Source organism: Eisenbergiella tayi (genome assembly GCF_001881565.1).
GTDB classification, from domain to species: Bacteria; Bacillota; Clostridia; order Lachnospirales; family Lachnospiraceae; genus Eisenbergiella; species Eisenbergiella tayi.
In genome coordinates this window covers 1,382,970-1,398,747 of the sequence record NZ_MPDJ01000001.1, presented here as the reverse complement: position 1 = coordinate 1,398,747, position 15,778 = coordinate 1,382,970, and the positions used below count along the sequence as shown (strand labels likewise).

Below are 15,778 nucleotides of genomic sequence, written 5' to 3'. Positions count from 1 at the left end.
GAACTAATAATGAGTAGCGAAATCAGAGACATTAACCTGGCCGGATCCGGCGAGCAGAAAATCGAGTGGGTAAAGAGAAACTGTGACCTGCTTCGTATGCTGGAAGAAGAATTCAGTCAGACAAAACCCTTCGCAGGCAAGAAGGTGACCCTTTCTGTGCATCTGGAAGCCAAAACCGCATATCTGTGCAAGGTGCTGGCGGCAGGCGGTGCAGAAATGTACGTGACGGGATCCAACCCGCTTTCCACACAGGACGATGTGGCGGCAGCGCTGGTAAAGGCCGGACTGGAGGTACATGCCTGGTACGGAGCGACGGAAGAAGAATACAATTCACATATCCGTGCGGTGCTGGCAGCAGGCCCCAACATTATTATTGATGACGGCGGCGACCTGGTACACATGGTGCATACGGAAATGCAGGAGCTGATTCCGGCCATCCTGGGCGGCTGTGAGGAAACAACCACAGGTATTATCCGTCTGGAAGCCATGAACAAGGCAGGGGATCTGAAATTCCCCATGATCCGTGTGAACAATGCACAGTGCAAGCACTTTTTTGATAACAGATACGGTACGGGACAGTCGGTGTGGGACGGCGTGATGCGTACCACCAACCTGATTGTGGCAGGCAAGAACGTGGTAGTAGCCGGATACGGCTGGTGCGGCAAGGGCGTTGCCATGAGGGCAAAGGGCCTGGGCGCTAAGGTAATCGTGACGGAAATCAACCCGGTAAGGGCGATTGAAGCGGTTATGGACGGTTTTGAGGTAATGCCCATGAAGGAAGCGGCTAAGACCGGAGATTTCTTCGTGACGGTGACCGGCTGTGATAAAGTAATTGACGCCGAGGATTTTGCGGTGATGAAGGAAGGGGCCATTCTCTGCAACGCAGGGCATTTTGACTGCGAAATCGATATGGCGGGCCTTCGTGAAATAGCCGTGGAATCCAGGGAAATGCGCAAAAATATTATGGGTTACAAGCTTCCCACCGGACAGTGGATTTTTGTCCTGGCTGAAGGGCGTCTTGTAAACCTGGCGGCAGGCGACGGACATCCTGCAGAAATCATGGATATGAGCTTTGCAATCCAGGCTCTTTCTGCGAAATATCTGGTAGAGCATGGAAAAGAGATGACCGAAATGCTGATTGACGTGCCGGTGGAAATTGATGAGGATGTGGCGGCAAGAAAGCTTCGTTTTATGGGGAAGGAAATCGATACCCTGACTGCGGAGCAGGAGGCTTATCTGAATAAGTCGCTGGTATAGAAGGCAAGACGGATAGTAATAGCGGAAAATTCCGGCACCCCGGCAGCAGAAGGTAACTGCCGGGGTGTTTCTTATACCGTTCCGGCATATATTCAGTTTTTTTGGATGAAAGGCTGAAATTTTGTCTCCTTCAGGGCATTTCTCGTTTTTTCCGGGGTAACAGGTTTTACCATATAATCGAATACCCGGCAGTTCAGTGCGTCCATTGCGTAGGCAGCTGTGGCAGAGATAAATACGGTCAGTGCGCCGGGATTGCATTTTTCCGTGATCTCTTTCAGTCTGAAGCCCGACATTCCGGTCATTGCGATTTCCGTAAACAGTACGTCAACGGGATGGCTGCGTACATAACCTGCCGCTGTCAGAGGATTGCAGAACATAACGATTTTGCAGCCCGGATATGCGGACTTCAGGAATTTTACCAATTGCTTCAAATCTTTTTTATTGGGATCGACTGCTGCAAACAGCATGTAGTTTCTCCTTTCCGTACAATAAACAGGGGTTAAGTTCTCTATAAACTGTATTGGTTTCTTCCGGCAGCTTTGGCACGGTAGAGAGCCTCGTCGGCCTGATGGTACAGGCTTTCAAATTCAGCATCCTCACATTTAGCCAATGCGATGCCGATGCTTGCCGTAATGCTGCAGGCCCCCGATTCTAATGTGATGTTCTCCGCAAGGGCAGCGTTTATTTTTCTTGCCTTTTCACAGATCCATACTTCGTCCGGAACCCATATAAATACTGCAAATTCATCGCCCCCTATACGCCCGACGATGTCCCCATCGCGGAATTGTTTCCTTAGGTTTCCTGCAAATATCAGAATGACAGAATCTCCTGCGGCATGTCCCAGGGTATCATTGATTTTTTTGAAGTAATCGATATCAATCATGAGAAATGCGGCAAGGCTGTCAGGATTTCCTGTGCGAAGAGCGCCGGCAACCTGTTTTTGGGTGGCGGATTTATTGTAAAGTCCGGTAAGGGGGTCTTTCTGTACCTTTTCTATTAGCTCCTGCTTCTGTTCTTCCAGCAGAGCGGCTTTCGTACTGTCGGCAATAATCCCTTTGACCGATTTTGCCATATGCCAGAACTGCAGAATTAGAAAAATAAAAAAACCGAGCTTGAACCAGAACAGGGAAGTCTTGTTTTCCCTGTGTTCTCCGAAAATCTGTAAAAACATCCCAGCCACGAGAGCGAGTGAATCAATGAGGGAATGGTTTATTTTGTCGGAAAACCGTATGTTTTCATAAAGTATCATAGCTGGTATGGATATTCCTTCCAGTATGGTAAAAACGATTATAACGTTTAAAAAATCATAATAATCATAAATACCCATCAGCTGCGCAGCGGTTGCAGCCGGCAGCAGAATAAATTCCAGCGCCGCTTCTGCGGCAAGGAGGATTTTCCAGCGTGTGTGCAGCAGGAGTATAAAATAGGACACAAGGAATACGCTGGTTATAATCATACAGACAATATCCAGGCTGTTATTGAATACCGGAAGGGGAATCAGGTAACATTGCACATTAAAATCAATAAAAAACCAAAGCCCGGCAGACAGGGACAGCCCGGCAAAGCAAAAAGTCTGCCGGACCACTTTTTTCAGCGGATAAAGAAGTATACAATAAACAATTGCAATGATTCCCAGACAGAAAATAAAGACAGCCAGCAGAAGCTCCATTGCTTTTGACCGGATAAGGGAGGTGATGAGTTCGCCCTCATAACCATAGTACATGAATTGAAAGAATACCGAAAAAGCGGTATCCGAATGGTTTGTATAGAGATTCTCAAGCTCAATGCGGACATAATCGTCAGATGATATGCCGGGAGAGATCAGGCTGTCCCATCCATTCCCGGCAGATCTGGCGTAGTGAGGGAAGGTGCCCTTTTCCCCAAAGGAATATATCTTTTTATCTGCTGCATAAATAGTTACCTTTAGATTATCAATGCGAAGCATGAGCTGCCGGCCGGCAGGGATGTCTTCGCTGAAGGTTCCTGTTACCGTTACATGATGCCGGTCATGGCTCAGCCCGTCAATCGAACCGTTAAAAGGGAGCAGCTTTCCATTGTTATCCACCTCATAGGTTCCCAGGAAGTTGATTTGCTGCAGCTCCGTCTCGCTATGGAAACGGCTTTCATCTGTCCGTATATAAACAAGCGCGCCAATGCACAGTAAAGTAATCAGCAGTGCTGAAGAAGCAAGACATTTTATTAGTTTCCCGCTCATGATTTCGCCTTTTTCTTTTCCGTTTTGTTTTCATACATGATACTGTCAGCACGTTTAAATACATCCCCAAATTCATGTCCCAGAGCATCATTGACTGCCTTCAGATTGTTCACATCAAAAACCGCCAGTGCAAATTCGGGTTTTTTCAATCGGATCATTTCATCCATTTTTGTTCCGGCTTCCAGATAAGCGGTGCGGTTTTTAACCCCGGTCAGTAAATCCCGATAGGCCAGATTGTTGATATAATCAATATAATGTTTCAGATGAGCTACAGTCTGGCGGAAGCTTTCAGACAGAGTACCAATTTCGTCATGAGAGTGGCAGGTCAGCAGCACGTCCAAATCTCCATTTGCGATTTTCTGTGCGGCGGTATTCAATTCTATAAGCGGTTTCACCAGCTTTCGTGTTACACAAATGCTGATGCAGACGGCTACAGCCAGGATGAACAGCATTTGGATAATGACTTGTTTAATGAGCTGATTTAGGTTTTCTTCAATTTCTGATACAGGGGCGGTGAGTACGAATTTCATTCCGTTTACAAGACTTAGAAAAGATGCATTTTTAGGTACTCCGTTATATATATAAGAATACAGAGTGTCACCGCTGCTCTCCTGTTCCTGCTTCAGCAATCCTGCAAAATCCTGAAATTCACCATTGTTGTAGGTTTCCAAATCGGTTCCGTTTGAAATGTCTTTGTGGTATACCACCTTTGCGGTATCGCTGGTCAAAAAAGCATACCCGGTCCGGTATACGGTGGTTTCACTGACAATCTCCTGCAGATATTCAAAATTTATATCCAGTCCTACCACACCTAAAAAATAACCATCCTTATAGATGGGAATCACATAAGATATCATTTGCACCCCGATATTTTTATTAAAATAAGGATCCATCCAAATGCCTTTTCCGTTCTCCTTTGCGTGATAAAACCATCCTACATGCTCCGTATCGGTTTTGTCATAAACAGACAGATCGGTAGGTATCTGTTTTTCAAAATCGCTGCCGCCTCGTTCCCGGCTGTAAAAAAAACCGGACTGGGAATCCGTAAGCTCCGGACTGAACCGAAGATACACGGCGACAGCACCCTGCGTATTTTCTGCGGTACTGACGGCAGGGCCTACCAGCTTATCACTGAATGCTTTTGCATAGGACGCATCTTCCTGTAGTTTTTCCACACCCTCAAACTCAGCGAGGGCATAATTTTTCAGCGATTCTGTGGACAGCATAATTTCGGACAATATCCGGTTTAATTTCTCGGCCCTTACTGTGCAGAGCAGATTCATGGCCTGAGCGGCATCTGCCGTCACTACATGATATGTTTTGATAATTCCGGTACCTCCGATTGCAGCCGACGAAAGCAGCAGACACAGAAGCACCAGTGTCATTACCTTTGTTTTTATAGATTTCACAGGATTCCCTCCTTCAATGGTATGGTTATTTCTGCCTTCGTCCCCACGCCCGGTATACTTATAATGGCGAGTGACGCATGGCATTGGCTTTCCAGCCTCTGCCTTACATTTGTGATACCAATGTGGGTGTGTCCGTCCGCTTTGGTTTCCGCCGTATCAAACCCGCATCCGTCATCGATTATGGTAATGATTACGGCATCCGATGTCAGCTTGCTCTGAATCCATATGGTGCCTCCCTCTTCCTGTTCGGTGATGCCGTAACGAACCGCATTTTCCACCAGGGGCTGGAGTGTGAGCGGCGGAAGGAAGAAATCATCAAATGTAATGTCCCATTCAATATTCAAACGCTCTTCAAACCTCATTTTTTCCAGGTAGAGATAGTCTTGCACATGGTTTATTTCTTTGCTGAAGGGAATCAGCCTGATATCGGTAAGAGAATCCAGGTTTCCTCTTAGAAAATAGGAAAAATGGACTAAAGCATCGGACGCTTTCCGGGGCTCCGTATCGCAGAGCTGTTTGATTCCCAGCAGTGAATTATATAAAAAATGCGGTTGAATTTGACTGAGCATGACGGCGATACGCCCCTGTGTCAGTTCCCGTTCTTTTTCCCGGCGCTTGTTGGCTTCCTCCTCCTGGATTCCTAAATAGATACACAGTATGGTTATGGTAGTGGAAAGGTACAGCAATGCAATGCCATAGACGAAGATCTGGATCAGCATTGCCAGAAGCGGCAGTGCAATATAGACTGTAAAAACAAGAATATCCTTATCGGAAAGCTTTTTCCGGTGGTGGAATAAGAGTCCCGCATTAAGGACAATGCAGAAAATCCCCCACATCTGAGACAGCCAGAAAAGTCCCTGCCTGTGATAAACATTATTTTCATCAATCAGGTAGTACATATGATTGAACTGGGATATAATCACCAGCAGGACGGCGGTAAGGGCCAGTCCCCGCATAAGGATAACCGGTTTTCTTGAAACAGGCCCTTTGGCAGCAATGTAATTCATCAGATAATCGGTAAACGCGGCCAATAGAAAATATCCTAATACATAGACCAGGAAATTAGCAGTATGTACGCCATACCAGGCGGCGGTTCCGGGTCTGCCCCTAAGCCCCCACGCTGCTGCATCGCTGCCCAGAAGGAGAGTGTTCAGGATTAAAACCTTCAGAAAACAGCTGTTGAGAGCATCCTTTTCTATGCGGTAAAGCAGCAGGGAAAGAATGAGTATGAGAGACAGAAAAACACCGAACAGCTCCAGCGATATATTGATGCAGCGTATGGTACTCATGAGATTCTCCTTTTTCATCCGTACAACATTTCTGGTTGGAGGCGGGGGCCCTGATTAGCTGCCGCCTGCCTGCTTGTAATAATAGAATACAAAGCATGACAATACACTGACAAATTCCTGATTTTATCGGCAAAAGCAAAAAAATACCGGCAGCATGAAAATGCTGCCGGAATCGCGCTTCCCTTTCCGTTATTTATTCATAAATTGTTTTCCGTTCCAGTTCTCCCAGGGTGAGTTCCGCCCAGCTGTAATTCGCCATGTACTGTCCGCAGTAGGAATTGACAGCCATCATATCCATTTCCAGAAAACGGTAATAATCACAGTCCACTTTGGCCGTATCAATCGCTATTCGGTTGCGGCTTTTGATTACAATATCCTGCACACCCGCATCCTTGAGAACCTTCATCATATCAGAGAGCACCTTCTGTGTGTTGTTCTGCAGAGCCCGGTCATAGGGCCTGTCCTCCCATAAAACAGCAGATATTTCAGCGATAGTGGCGGTAGCCCCTTTCCTGTCAATAAGGTAGGCAAGGCACTCCTTACTCTTTGTACGGGGCCATTTTACCGGCTGCCCATCCACAAAGAATTCAAAATTTCCAAAGGTCTGTACCCGGACACGGGATTCTCCGGATGGATGACAGGGTGGATTTCTCAAATTATCTAATTCATACCGTAAATCTTCCATACGAATCGGTTTCATGATATAGCCGCTGGCGTGGAGCTTCAGAGCATCCATGGCATATTCGGAATAGCCGGTGGCAAAAATAATATTGAGTGCAGGGCAGAGATCCTTGCATTTCCTGGCGAGGGCAATCCCATTCAGCCCCGCCATTTTAATATCCAATACGGCGATATCAACATGATGCTCTGAAAGATAGGCAAAAGCTGCCGCGGATTTCAGGAATCCATTAACTTCCGCGTCAGGCGCTGCTTTTTTTAGAAGTGCCACTGCATTGTCCAACGCAAGACGTTCGTCATCGACTGCGATAATATTCATTCGGGAACCTCCTTTACCGGCAGTATGATACTTACTTTTGTACCGGTTTCCGGCCGGCTTTCCAGCTGAAGCGTGCCGCCGCACTGATTTTCCAGCCGCCAGCGTACATTATTCAGACCGATGTGGATGCGTCCGTCCGTTCCGGACTCGTTTTCTGAGAAACCCACGCCGTCATCCGTTACGGTGATACGCACCCATTCCAATGTTCTGCTGCTGTGAATTCTCAGCGTACCGCCATCCTCGCGCTCGGTGATGCCATAACGTATGGCATTTTCTACAATAGGCTGGAGCGTGAGAGGAGGCAGCAGAAAATCAGAGAAGGTGATGTCCCATTCGATATTCAGCCGTTCCTCGAATCTCATTTTTTCCAAATAAAGATAATCCCTGACATGGCTCAATTCTTTTTCAAAGGGAATGAGCCGGGTGTCCGACAGTGAGTTCAGGCTGCCTCTTAAAAAGTAAGAAAAATGTTCCAGGGCAACGGAGGCTTTCCGGGGCTGAGTATCACAGAGCTGCTTAATGCTCAGCAGAGAATTATATAAAAAATGGGGCTGTATCTGGCTGAGCATGATGGATATGCGGTTCTGTGTAAGTTCATTTTCTAATTTCTGGGTTTTCAGCCCCATGAGAATAGCGGAACGGATATAGCGGATAGCATGGATGAGCTGCGCGGCCATAAGGAGGATAAATCCGGGGAACAGCAGCCTGCCGGGCGGAAACCATTCAAAAGCATAGTTGAGAAATTCCCAAAGGGCGGTGAACAGAAACAGCAGGCCCGGCACCATTAAAAAACGGAAATCATGTTTCCTGCACAGAAATTCCTCATATAAAATTTCCCCTGTTTCGGCCAGAGCCGCCAGCCCAAGCACGATGACCATGGCGGTGCGTACCTCATAGCCGTCTGTAAATCCCATAAGCTGCAATATCAGAAATCCAACGATAAACAGTAAAAGAAAAGCAGTAGTTATATTGTTGATGCGTTTCGCTTTTGTCTGCATAAAGGAGCCCAGATAAGCTGCCAGAAACACTCCGGACGAGAGAATACACAAAGGTTCAAGCTGCATGATAAGCGCTGTGTTTTCGAATAGCAGGGTGCTGTACTCCGGACTCAGCAGGATCCAAAAGCAGCTGGTCATGGCAAAGCTGGAGAAAAGGTAAACGGATGGGTGAATGGCTATCCCCTGTACCGACAGCGCAAGCGCGAACAGGAAAAGCAGTATGCTTAAAAAGAAAAATACAAGTCCGCCTATGATATAAAACCAGTATTTCTGCATGATGGACCGTGCCAGGGCTCCGCTGTCCCCGGTTTGCAGGCTGTCCATGAAATCCCGGTAAGCACTGTAATAATTGTTCTGATATTTGCTGGAGAGCTCAATCGTCCATTCGTCGGCTGAGGAAACATCTTCGGGAATGACCAGACTGCCCCATGACATTCCGGAGGAACGGACGAGAGGAGAACGGGATTCTTCTGTTCCGAAAGAAAAGAGAGGTGTGCCGTTCAGTGAAATATGCACTTCCATGTATTCCATAAGAAAAAAGAGATGTTCCCCTTTTAACAGCGGGCGGTTAAAATATCCCTGCATGACTATGCCTTTACTCTGAAAGGCGCTGACAAGCTTGTTATCTGCGGGATGAGATGTTTCTGACCCATCGGTATGGTATGTCCCCACAAAACCGAGGGGAGCAATTTCGGTCTTGCACTGACTGCCGTATGGGATCAGCCGCACGATGATAATGCCTGACAGAATGACGGCAGCAAGGATGAGCAGAAGCAGAAGGCGCTGTTTCAAAGATAAGTTTACTTGTATTTTCTTCATACGTCTGAGTTCTCCATGAGGACAGGTATGTAAATCAGGGTGTCAGAACTGTCAAAGCTCTCCGGCATGCTGAAGATATGAGTTTCGGAGTGAAACTTATTATACCATACTCATTCGGAAATCTATAGAACTTCTGTCTGTATAAAAATGGTATCTTTTCAGATACGATTGGAAGCCCTGGCTTGAAATTACACAGCCAGGGCTCCCGGATAAGCGATACAAATAATTGGAATTAGCATAAGTAAAACAGTTTTGCCTGAATGTCCCCCGTCACACCTATTTTTTCGTAGGGCTGCAGCGGGAAAACACTGACTGTAAATGGAGTCAGACCGTTGTCTGCGAGAACCTCCAGAATACATTTATCAAATATGATTTCTATTTCGGAAGAATCACGGAGCTGTCTCGGGGCACGGTTCAGGCCGTAGGATTCTTTTTCGTAATCCTGCTGGAATGAGGACTGCCCGGCATGCCTCCGGTCGACGGTTATTTCTTCTTCTGTGACTGTGATTTCCACAAATTCACCTGAACTGTTCCGGAATACAATTTTTCCGGTGCCGTTCACGGCTGCTTTCAGCCCGAAGGAATCCGAGTGCAGCCGGTTATCACCCTGTGCCAGAGGGAACGATACGGCCTCCAGGGCCTCCGTTCCTTTAAAGGAAAAGGAAAGACGGTATCCCTGTTCAGTCTTAACAAGCTTCATTTCTCTTGCAAGAGTCATTTTGCCCCGGAAGCCTGATTCGGCGGTAGGGGCCTGCGCGGCATAATCCCAGTTATCCGCCCAGCCGATCATGACTTTTTCGTCCAGGTTCTGGAAGGTCACCGCTGCGTAATTGTCGGTTCCGAAATCGGGCAGGAGAGGAATATCCGATTTTTCGGTATCAATAAAGGTGTTTCCGTCGAAGGCTCCTACATAGTACTGCGTGATATGTGACATTCGGTTAAAGGCGTTATTTTCCTTCCCTGTTTCTTCGGGAGGCAGTATCATGCTGATAATAAGGACCCATTTTTCCCCATCCTCCGTCTGCAGGGGAAAGCAGTCAGGGCATTCGCAGATTCCCCCCAGGCCATGGATTCCGGCCTGGAATTCGCCCGTCTTTTCCCAGTCCTTCAGATTTCGGGAGCTGTAAAATTCCACATTTTTTCCTGCCGCGAGCACCAGGCTGTAGCATTGCTTTATGGGGTTCCAGAAGACCTTGGGGTCGCGGAAGTCAGGCTGGCCTTCGTTTGCTATGATTGGATTCCCGTAATACTTTTCAAAATGTTCATAGTCCAGACTGTATGCAATGCTTTGCTGTTCCAGATGGGTCGTTGTATTATGGCTGGTATAAACGGCTATCATCGGGGGATTTTCAAGGCTTCCGAAGCCGGACAGGTTTTCTCTGTCCAGTACGCAGGAGCCCGAAAAGATACACCCCAGTTCATCGGGATACAAAGCGGTGGGAAGATGCTCCCAATGGAGCAAATCCCGGGTAACGGCGTGGCCCCAATGCATCGGCCCCCAGTAGGGGGCCGCCGGATAATACTGGTAAAACAGATGGTATCGGCCGTTTGCATATACCATGCCGTTAGGATCATTCATCCAGTTTGCCGGAGGGGTAAAATGAACGACAGGTCTGTAGTTGTTTTTTGTTTGCATTGTTCAGATTATCTCCTTTTTATTTTTCTGACTATAGTAATGCATGGTATAAAGAATTTATTGTTTTTATTATTTGCGGCTTCTGTCAACAGCTGACTGATAAATGGATACCAGCTCTTCCACACCTGCGGACTGCAGCTCGCCAAGGTAGGCATTCCAGTTATCATCGGTAACGCCGCCGGTTACCCACTGATTGATATATCTGTCAACGATATCGGAAATAGTGGGCTGTATCTGGGCGAGTCTGGACAATTCACTGGTGGTCATCATGACACGGGGGATTGTATCATATTCTTCCATGATTTCATCTTTGCCGTTTGTTTTCTGGTTCTCAAGAAGCTGTACGGCATCATAGGCGTAACCTGCAACGGTTTCGTAATATTCATTCAGGACGATCATGGATCCGCGTGTGGTGGTGGAATTCACACGGGCTTCCCCGAAGGTGGTGTACTCGGTCTGCGGCTGATATCTTCCCTGTTCATCAAGAGGGGTTCTTAAAATACCGTTTTCATCCTTTACATAGTTATAGCCTTCGGCGCCCCAGTTGGACTGGATGGAGATGGCGGGATCGCCTACCATGTAATCCACGAATTTGGCTATTACATGAGGGAATTTACAGCTGGTGGTAATGGCGGTGTTGGAGGAATCCTGAAGCTCGGAATAATTGTTTTCGAATCCGGTCATTCCTGCTTCGCCCTGCAGACGGGGAATGGCAACGTATTCGTCATGTACATCCAGGTTCGTGATTTCCTGATCGGTCCAGGTGCCGAAGCATCCGATTCTGGCGACCTCTTCTTTGATTAAAGAAGATTTATAGGATGCGCTTTCATCCGCTTCGAAGGAGCCGTTCCAGATTAAGCCCTCGTTGTAAAGCATGTTGAAGAATTCTGCCGTTTTACGGAAGGCTTCATCCTGTGCGGTAAAGGTAACCTTATCATCGATCAGCCTGAGGTGATCGGCATATGCGTTGCCGCCGCAGTAAGAGTCTGCACAGCCGAAAGCGCCGGTAAAACGATAGAACATGTTATAGGAACCAAAGGTATCGGTAGCGCCGAACCAGGTAGCCATAGGGATTTCATCGGCAGCACCGTTGCCGTTTAAATCGCCGCCGTCACGGAAAGCCTTCAGGCAGTCAACCCATTCATCAACAGTGGTGGGTACTTCTTTGCCGACTTCATCCAGCCAGGTTTTGTTGATCAGCAGAGGGCCGCCTGTAAGAACGAGGCCGTACATTTCTTCTATGTAGGGGAAACCATAGGTGTGTCCGTCGGGAGCGGTAATTTCCGACCAGTAATTTTCACTGTCATCAAGGATTTTCTTCAGGTTGGGCATATATTCGTTGATAAGGCCTTCGGTAGGCATGAAGATATCCTGATCCGCATACTGAACAACGATGTTGCCGGATTTGCCGTCGCCGAAGCTCCAGAATACATCGGGAAGCTCTTCACCGGAAGCGAGCATCAGATTGATTTTTTCCTGTGCGCCTTCGGAAGGGATGGCCTGCCATTCGAATTCGATACCGGTATCTTCAAACCATACCTTGCACATTTCCAGATCCTCTACAGGAACGACTCTGTCTGCGGAGTTTACAATCAAAGCGGAAATTTTGCCGTATTTGGCTTCAAAGGCTTCCGGATCCTTGATGATGGGAAGGGTGCCGTCCAGGCTGATAAGGCCTGCGTCCACGGCTTCCTGTTCCTCCTCCGTCAGGCCGCTGTCTTCGGCTGAGGAAGCGGCTGCCACCGCTTCTTCCAGATTGTCGGTTGTCTGGCTGACGGCTCCCGCATCGGAAGCGCCTCCGGATGTGGAGCTGCTCCCGCAGCCGGAGAGAAGTCCGATTGCCATTGTCAGTGAGATCAGTAATGAAACGATTTTCTTTTTCATGTGTGTTCCTCCTTAATTTTGGAATACATTTATTAAAGATACCTTCCGCTCATTGGGAAGATATTATTAACCGCGGAGCTTATCCCTTGACGGCTCCGATTGTGACACCCTTTGCGAAATATTTCTGGATGAAAGGATATACGATCAGCAAAGGGGCGGCTGATACAACAACGATACAATATTTCAGCTGTTCGGCGAGCTTCTGCTTGGTGACCATGGCATCTCCCGAAGAGCCCATCTGGTTGGCCTGATTCATCAGGACCAGATTGCGCAGCACAACCTGCAGAGGCATCTTGTTATCATCCTGCAGATACATCAGCGCATTGAAGAACTGGTTCCACATCGCCGTGGCATAGAACAGGCACATAACAGCGATGATGGTGGAAGAAAGCGGGATTGCAATCTTAAAGAAAAAGGTAAAGTCCGAGCAGCCGTCAACCTTTGAAGCTTCCAGAAGCTCATCCGGAACCCCTGCTTCAAAAAAGGAACGGCAGACAATCAGGTTATAGGCGGAGACTGCCACCGGCAGTACCATGGCCCATATGGAATTGTAGATTCCCAGGTTTCTGATTGTCAGGTACAGGGGGATGATACCTCCGCTGAAAAACATGGTGAAGGTAAAAAGGAATATCAGCCCCCGTCTTCCGGGAAGATCCTTTCTGGAGAGGGCGTATCCTGCCGGAATGGTGGCGAACAGGGAAACCAGTGTTCCCACAACGGTATAGGAAATGGTGTTTCCGTAAGCGGTCCACAGAGGGGTATAGCTCAGTGTGGTTTTATAACCGTTCAGATAAAGCTTGACCGGATAAAACAACGGCCTGCCGGAGTTGACGATTACCGGATCCGTTATGGAAGCGATTATTACGTAGTAAATGGGATACACAATAACAAGACAAATGATTATCATGATTACTGCATTCACAAGATTAAAAATCCTGTCACCCACGGATAGCTTCATTTTTGTTTTATGGCCGGCATTTTTTGCTGTTTTGTTTAATTCCTGCCCTTTCATCCTGATTCCTCCCTTTTTAGAAAATACTGATATCGCTCACTTTTTTAGCTATAAAGTTAGCAGTAACAAGTATGATAAAGTTGACTACGGAATTGAATAACCCGACGGCTGTTGCAAAGCTGTACTGCGCCGTCTGCAGGCCGACCTTATACACATATGTAGAAATCAGTTCACTCACAATGGTATTGGATCCGTTCTGCATCAGGTATGCCTTTTCGTATCCTACGTTCATGATATTGCCGATCTGCAGGATGAGCATAAGTATGATGGTGGGCAGAATCATGGGAATGTCGATATACAGAATCCGCTGAAACCGGGAAGCGCCGTCTATCGTGGCTGCTTCATAATAATCGGGGCTGATCGCGGTCAGCGCGGCTATAAAGATGACTGCATTAAAGCCCATGGTCTGCCAGATGTTGGAGCCGATAAAAAGAGTCCGGAACCATTCGGGCAGAGAGGTAAACAGGGTTTCTTTGCCGCCTGCGCTTGTAACCAGGTTGTTTACAACGCCGTTCGCCGCGAAAAAAACGGAAATAATGCTGACAACAACAACGTTTGACATGAAGTAGGGGGCATAGCTGATGGTCTGAATGGTCTTTTTGGTTTTGTCGCCCCGGATCTGGTTCAGCAGAAGGGCAAAAATGATGGGGATGGGGAAAGCAATAACAAGGCTTTCCAGGCTGATAACAATGGTATTTTTAATGGCGTTCAGCGCAATGCTGGTACTGAAAAACTGTTGGAAATATTTCAGTAAGGGATCGGCCCAGGGACTGCCCAGGATACCGGCCCTGATTTTGTAGTCCTTGAACGCAATGACTACACCGTACATCGGGTAATAGGCAAAAATGATTGCCCAGAGCAGCGCGGGTATGAGAAGTACATACAGCTGCCAGGCCTTAAATGTCTTCTTGGCATTGGTTTTTAATAAATCACGTTTCTTCACCGCATTCATCGCTTATCCTCCTATAACCTAACCAATTCGTATGGAACTGTTCCATTTATAAATAATATCACTTTTGCTGATAATGTCAATTGCAATTTAGACAACTTCCGTCGATTTGTCTGATTGTTACAAAAATGAATCGTTTAAACTAGTTAAAATTACGGAGATAAATTGAAAAAGTTAAAAATAAGCATAAAAAACAGCTGCTTTGCAGTTTCCTCAAAGCGGCTGTTTTTTATGCTTATCTATATGGAACAGTTAAGTTGTTCCACGTTCGCGCCAATGAATCGGCACTATCCGGAGCATGCTCTCAGGCTCCTTATTCTGAATCAGCTGAAGTACAGCATCCACACATTCCTTCGCCAATGCGGGACAATCCTGTTCCACAACGGAGAGCTCGGGATAGGTGAGATTGGTAATTTCCGTTCCGTCATAACCGATAATTTTGAACTGTTCCGGTATGGCAAGCCCCATTTTACGGGCTACGGCCAGACAGCTCAAAGCGCCTATGTCATTTGTCATGCATCCGTCGGTGTCCCTGATGATATCCCAATACTTAAGAATGATATTTTTATTATAGGCATAACTCATGGCATCCCATTCCATATTTACGGATATGACCTCACAGCCGTTTTCACGTAAGACCTGTTCCATGACTTCATGACGGATATTGGCGCTTTTTTTCCTGTCCAGGCCTCCGTAGAACTGTATGACTTTTCGGCATCCGTCCCTGAGAAAGACTTCTGCGGCGGTGCGGCCTCCCTGTTCATGATCGGAGCGGATCAAAGGAACATCCCCGGACCAGTATCTGTCCATGCTCACAATCGCTTTCCCATTACGGCCGGTAAAGCCCGGAACAGGATCCACACAGGCGATCAGGCCGTCCACGGCCTTTTTTTCAAGCATATCCATGAATTCGATCTGACGGTTCATGATATCTATGGTATTGCAGGCGATGCATTTATAATCATGTCTGGACAGCTCAAATTCGATACAGCGCATCATTCTCGCAAAGAACGGATGCTCCAGACTCGGGACAATTACGCCCACCAGACCTGTTTTCCTGCCGGATGATGTCCGGAGTGTGCTGCCCGGATTATAATTCATTTCCTCCATAATTGAATATATTTTTTTCCTGGTTTCTTCGGATACATAACCGCTGCCGTTCAGCGTCCTTGATACCGTTCCGATTCCGACCCCCGCCTTTTTGGCTACATCCCTTATGCTTGGCATAATCAATGATTCCCCCGTTTACTGATTTTAAAATAGTAGTGTTTCACATTGTTCCATCTTTTTATGATATCATATTATCTGTAATT

Annotated in this window: 12 protein-coding genes; 1 reads left to right on the top strand and 11 read right to left on the bottom strand. The window is 47.1% G+C overall.

Annotated elements, in window-relative coordinates:
- The first annotated feature begins 9 nt into the window (after nt 1-9).
- A complete protein-coding gene (locus tag BLA28_RS05750; protein ID WP_009256544.1) occupies nt 10-1,257 on the top strand; it encodes an adenosylhomocysteinase in 1,248 nt (415 codons plus the stop codon).
- 92 nt (nt 1,258-1,349) lie between these two features.
- Here the strand turns inward: BLA28_RS05750 and BLA28_RS05745 are convergent, their stop codons facing one another.
- The 11 genes from BLA28_RS05745 to BLA28_RS05695 form a co-directional block, all read right to left on the bottom strand.
- Entirely contained in the window at nt 1,350-1,724 is a 375-nt protein-coding gene (locus BLA28_RS05745) for a LytR/AlgR family response regulator transcription factor (protein WP_069156395.1), read from the bottom strand.
- Between the two features lie 41 nt (nt 1,725-1,765).
- Complete coding sequence (locus tag BLA28_RS05740) at nt 1,766-3,472, bottom strand: GGDEF domain-containing protein (protein WP_069156394.1); 1,707 nt, start codon at nt 3,470-3,472, stop codon at nt 1,766-1,768.
- A complete protein-coding gene (locus BLA28_RS05735; RefSeq protein WP_069156393.1) occupies nt 3,469-4,881 on the bottom strand; it encodes a sensor domain-containing diguanylate cyclase in 1,413 nt (470 codons plus the stop codon). Before BLA28_RS05735 ends, BLA28_RS05740 begins: the two co-directional genes overlap by 4 nt.
- Nucleotides 4,878-6,170: a sensor histidine kinase gene (locus BLA28_RS05730; RefSeq protein ID WP_069156392.1), complete on the bottom strand. Its 1,293-nt coding sequence runs from the start codon at nt 6,168-6,170 to the stop codon at nt 4,878-4,880. Before BLA28_RS05730 ends, BLA28_RS05735 begins: the two co-directional genes overlap by 4 nt.
- Before the next feature lie 193 nt (nt 6,171-6,363).
- Complete coding sequence (locus BLA28_RS05725; protein WP_009256549.1) at nt 6,364-7,167, bottom strand: response regulator; 804 nt, start codon at nt 7,165-7,167, stop codon at nt 6,364-6,366.
- Nucleotides 7,164-8,984: a sensor histidine kinase gene (locus BLA28_RS34075; RefSeq protein WP_069156391.1), complete on the bottom strand. Its 1,821-nt coding sequence runs from the start codon at nt 8,982-8,984 to the stop codon at nt 7,164-7,166. The genes BLA28_RS05725 and BLA28_RS34075 overlap by 4 nt, the downstream gene beginning before the upstream one ends.
- Nucleotides 8,985-9,216: 232 nt before the next feature.
- On the bottom strand, nt 9,217-10,620 hold the full coding sequence (locus BLA28_RS05715) for a glycoside hydrolase family 32 protein (protein WP_069156390.1): 1,404 nt from the start codon (nt 10,618-10,620) through the stop codon (nt 9,217-9,219).
- A gap of 69 nt (nt 10,621-10,689) precedes the next feature.
- On the bottom strand, nt 10,690-12,504 hold the full coding sequence (locus BLA28_RS05710) for an extracellular solute-binding protein (protein ID WP_069156389.1): 1,815 nt from the start codon (nt 12,502-12,504) through the stop codon (nt 10,690-10,692).
- Nucleotides 12,505-12,583: 79 nt separating this feature from the next.
- Entirely contained in the window at nt 12,584-13,516 is a 933-nt protein-coding gene (locus BLA28_RS05705; protein WP_069156388.1) for a carbohydrate ABC transporter permease, read from the bottom strand.
- A gap of 16 nt (nt 13,517-13,532) precedes the next feature.
- Complete coding sequence (locus BLA28_RS05700) at nt 13,533-14,468, bottom strand: ABC transporter permease (RefSeq protein WP_069151556.1); 936 nt, start codon at nt 14,466-14,468, stop codon at nt 13,533-13,535.
- Nucleotides 14,469-14,717: 249 nt separating this feature from the next.
- Nucleotides 14,718-15,692: a LacI family DNA-binding transcriptional regulator gene (locus BLA28_RS05695; protein WP_044969040.1), complete on the bottom strand. Its 975-nt coding sequence runs from the start codon at nt 15,690-15,692 to the stop codon at nt 14,718-14,720.
- Nucleotides 15,693-15,778: the final 86 nt, after the last annotated feature.

Excerpts from the sequence above, each read along its gene's own strand:
- BLA28_RS05750 (WP_009256544.1), top strand. The coding sequence starts at position 10 with ATGAGTAGCGAAATCAGAGACATTAACCTGGCCGGATCCGGCGAGCAG.
- BLA28_RS05745 (WP_069156395.1), bottom strand. The coding sequence starts at position 1,724 with ATGCTGTTTGCAGCAGTCGATCCCAATAAAAAAGATTTGAAGCAATTG.
- BLA28_RS05740 (WP_069156394.1), bottom strand. The coding sequence starts at position 3,472 with ATGAGCGGGAAACTAATAAAATGTCTTGCTTCTTCAGCACTGCTGATT.
- BLA28_RS05730 (WP_069156392.1), bottom strand. The coding sequence starts at position 6,170 with ATGAGTACCATACGCTGCATCAATATATCGCTGGAGCTGTTCGGTGTT.
- BLA28_RS05725 (WP_009256549.1), bottom strand. The coding sequence starts at position 7,167 with ATGAATATTATCGCAGTCGATGACGAACGTCTTGCGTTGGACAATGCA.
- BLA28_RS34075 (WP_069156391.1), bottom strand. The coding sequence starts at position 8,984 with ATGAAGAAAATACAAGTAAACTTATCTTTGAAACAGCGCCTTCTGCTT.
- BLA28_RS05715 (WP_069156390.1), bottom strand. The coding sequence starts at position 10,620 with ATGCAAACAAAAAACAACTACAGACCTGTCGTTCATTTTACCCCTCCG.
- BLA28_RS05710 (WP_069156389.1), bottom strand. The coding sequence starts at position 12,504 with ATGAAAAAGAAAATCGTTTCATTACTGATCTCACTGACAATGGCAATC.
- BLA28_RS05705 (WP_069156388.1), bottom strand. The coding sequence starts at position 13,516 with ATGAAAGGGCAGGAATTAAACAAAACAGCAAAAAATGCCGGCCATAAA.
- BLA28_RS05700 (WP_069151556.1), bottom strand. The coding sequence starts at position 14,468 with ATGAATGCGGTGAAGAAACGTGATTTATTAAAAACCAATGCCAAGAAG.
- BLA28_RS05695 (WP_044969040.1), bottom strand. The coding sequence starts at position 15,692 with ATGCCAAGCATAAGGGATGTAGCCAAAAAGGCGGGGGTCGGAATCGGA.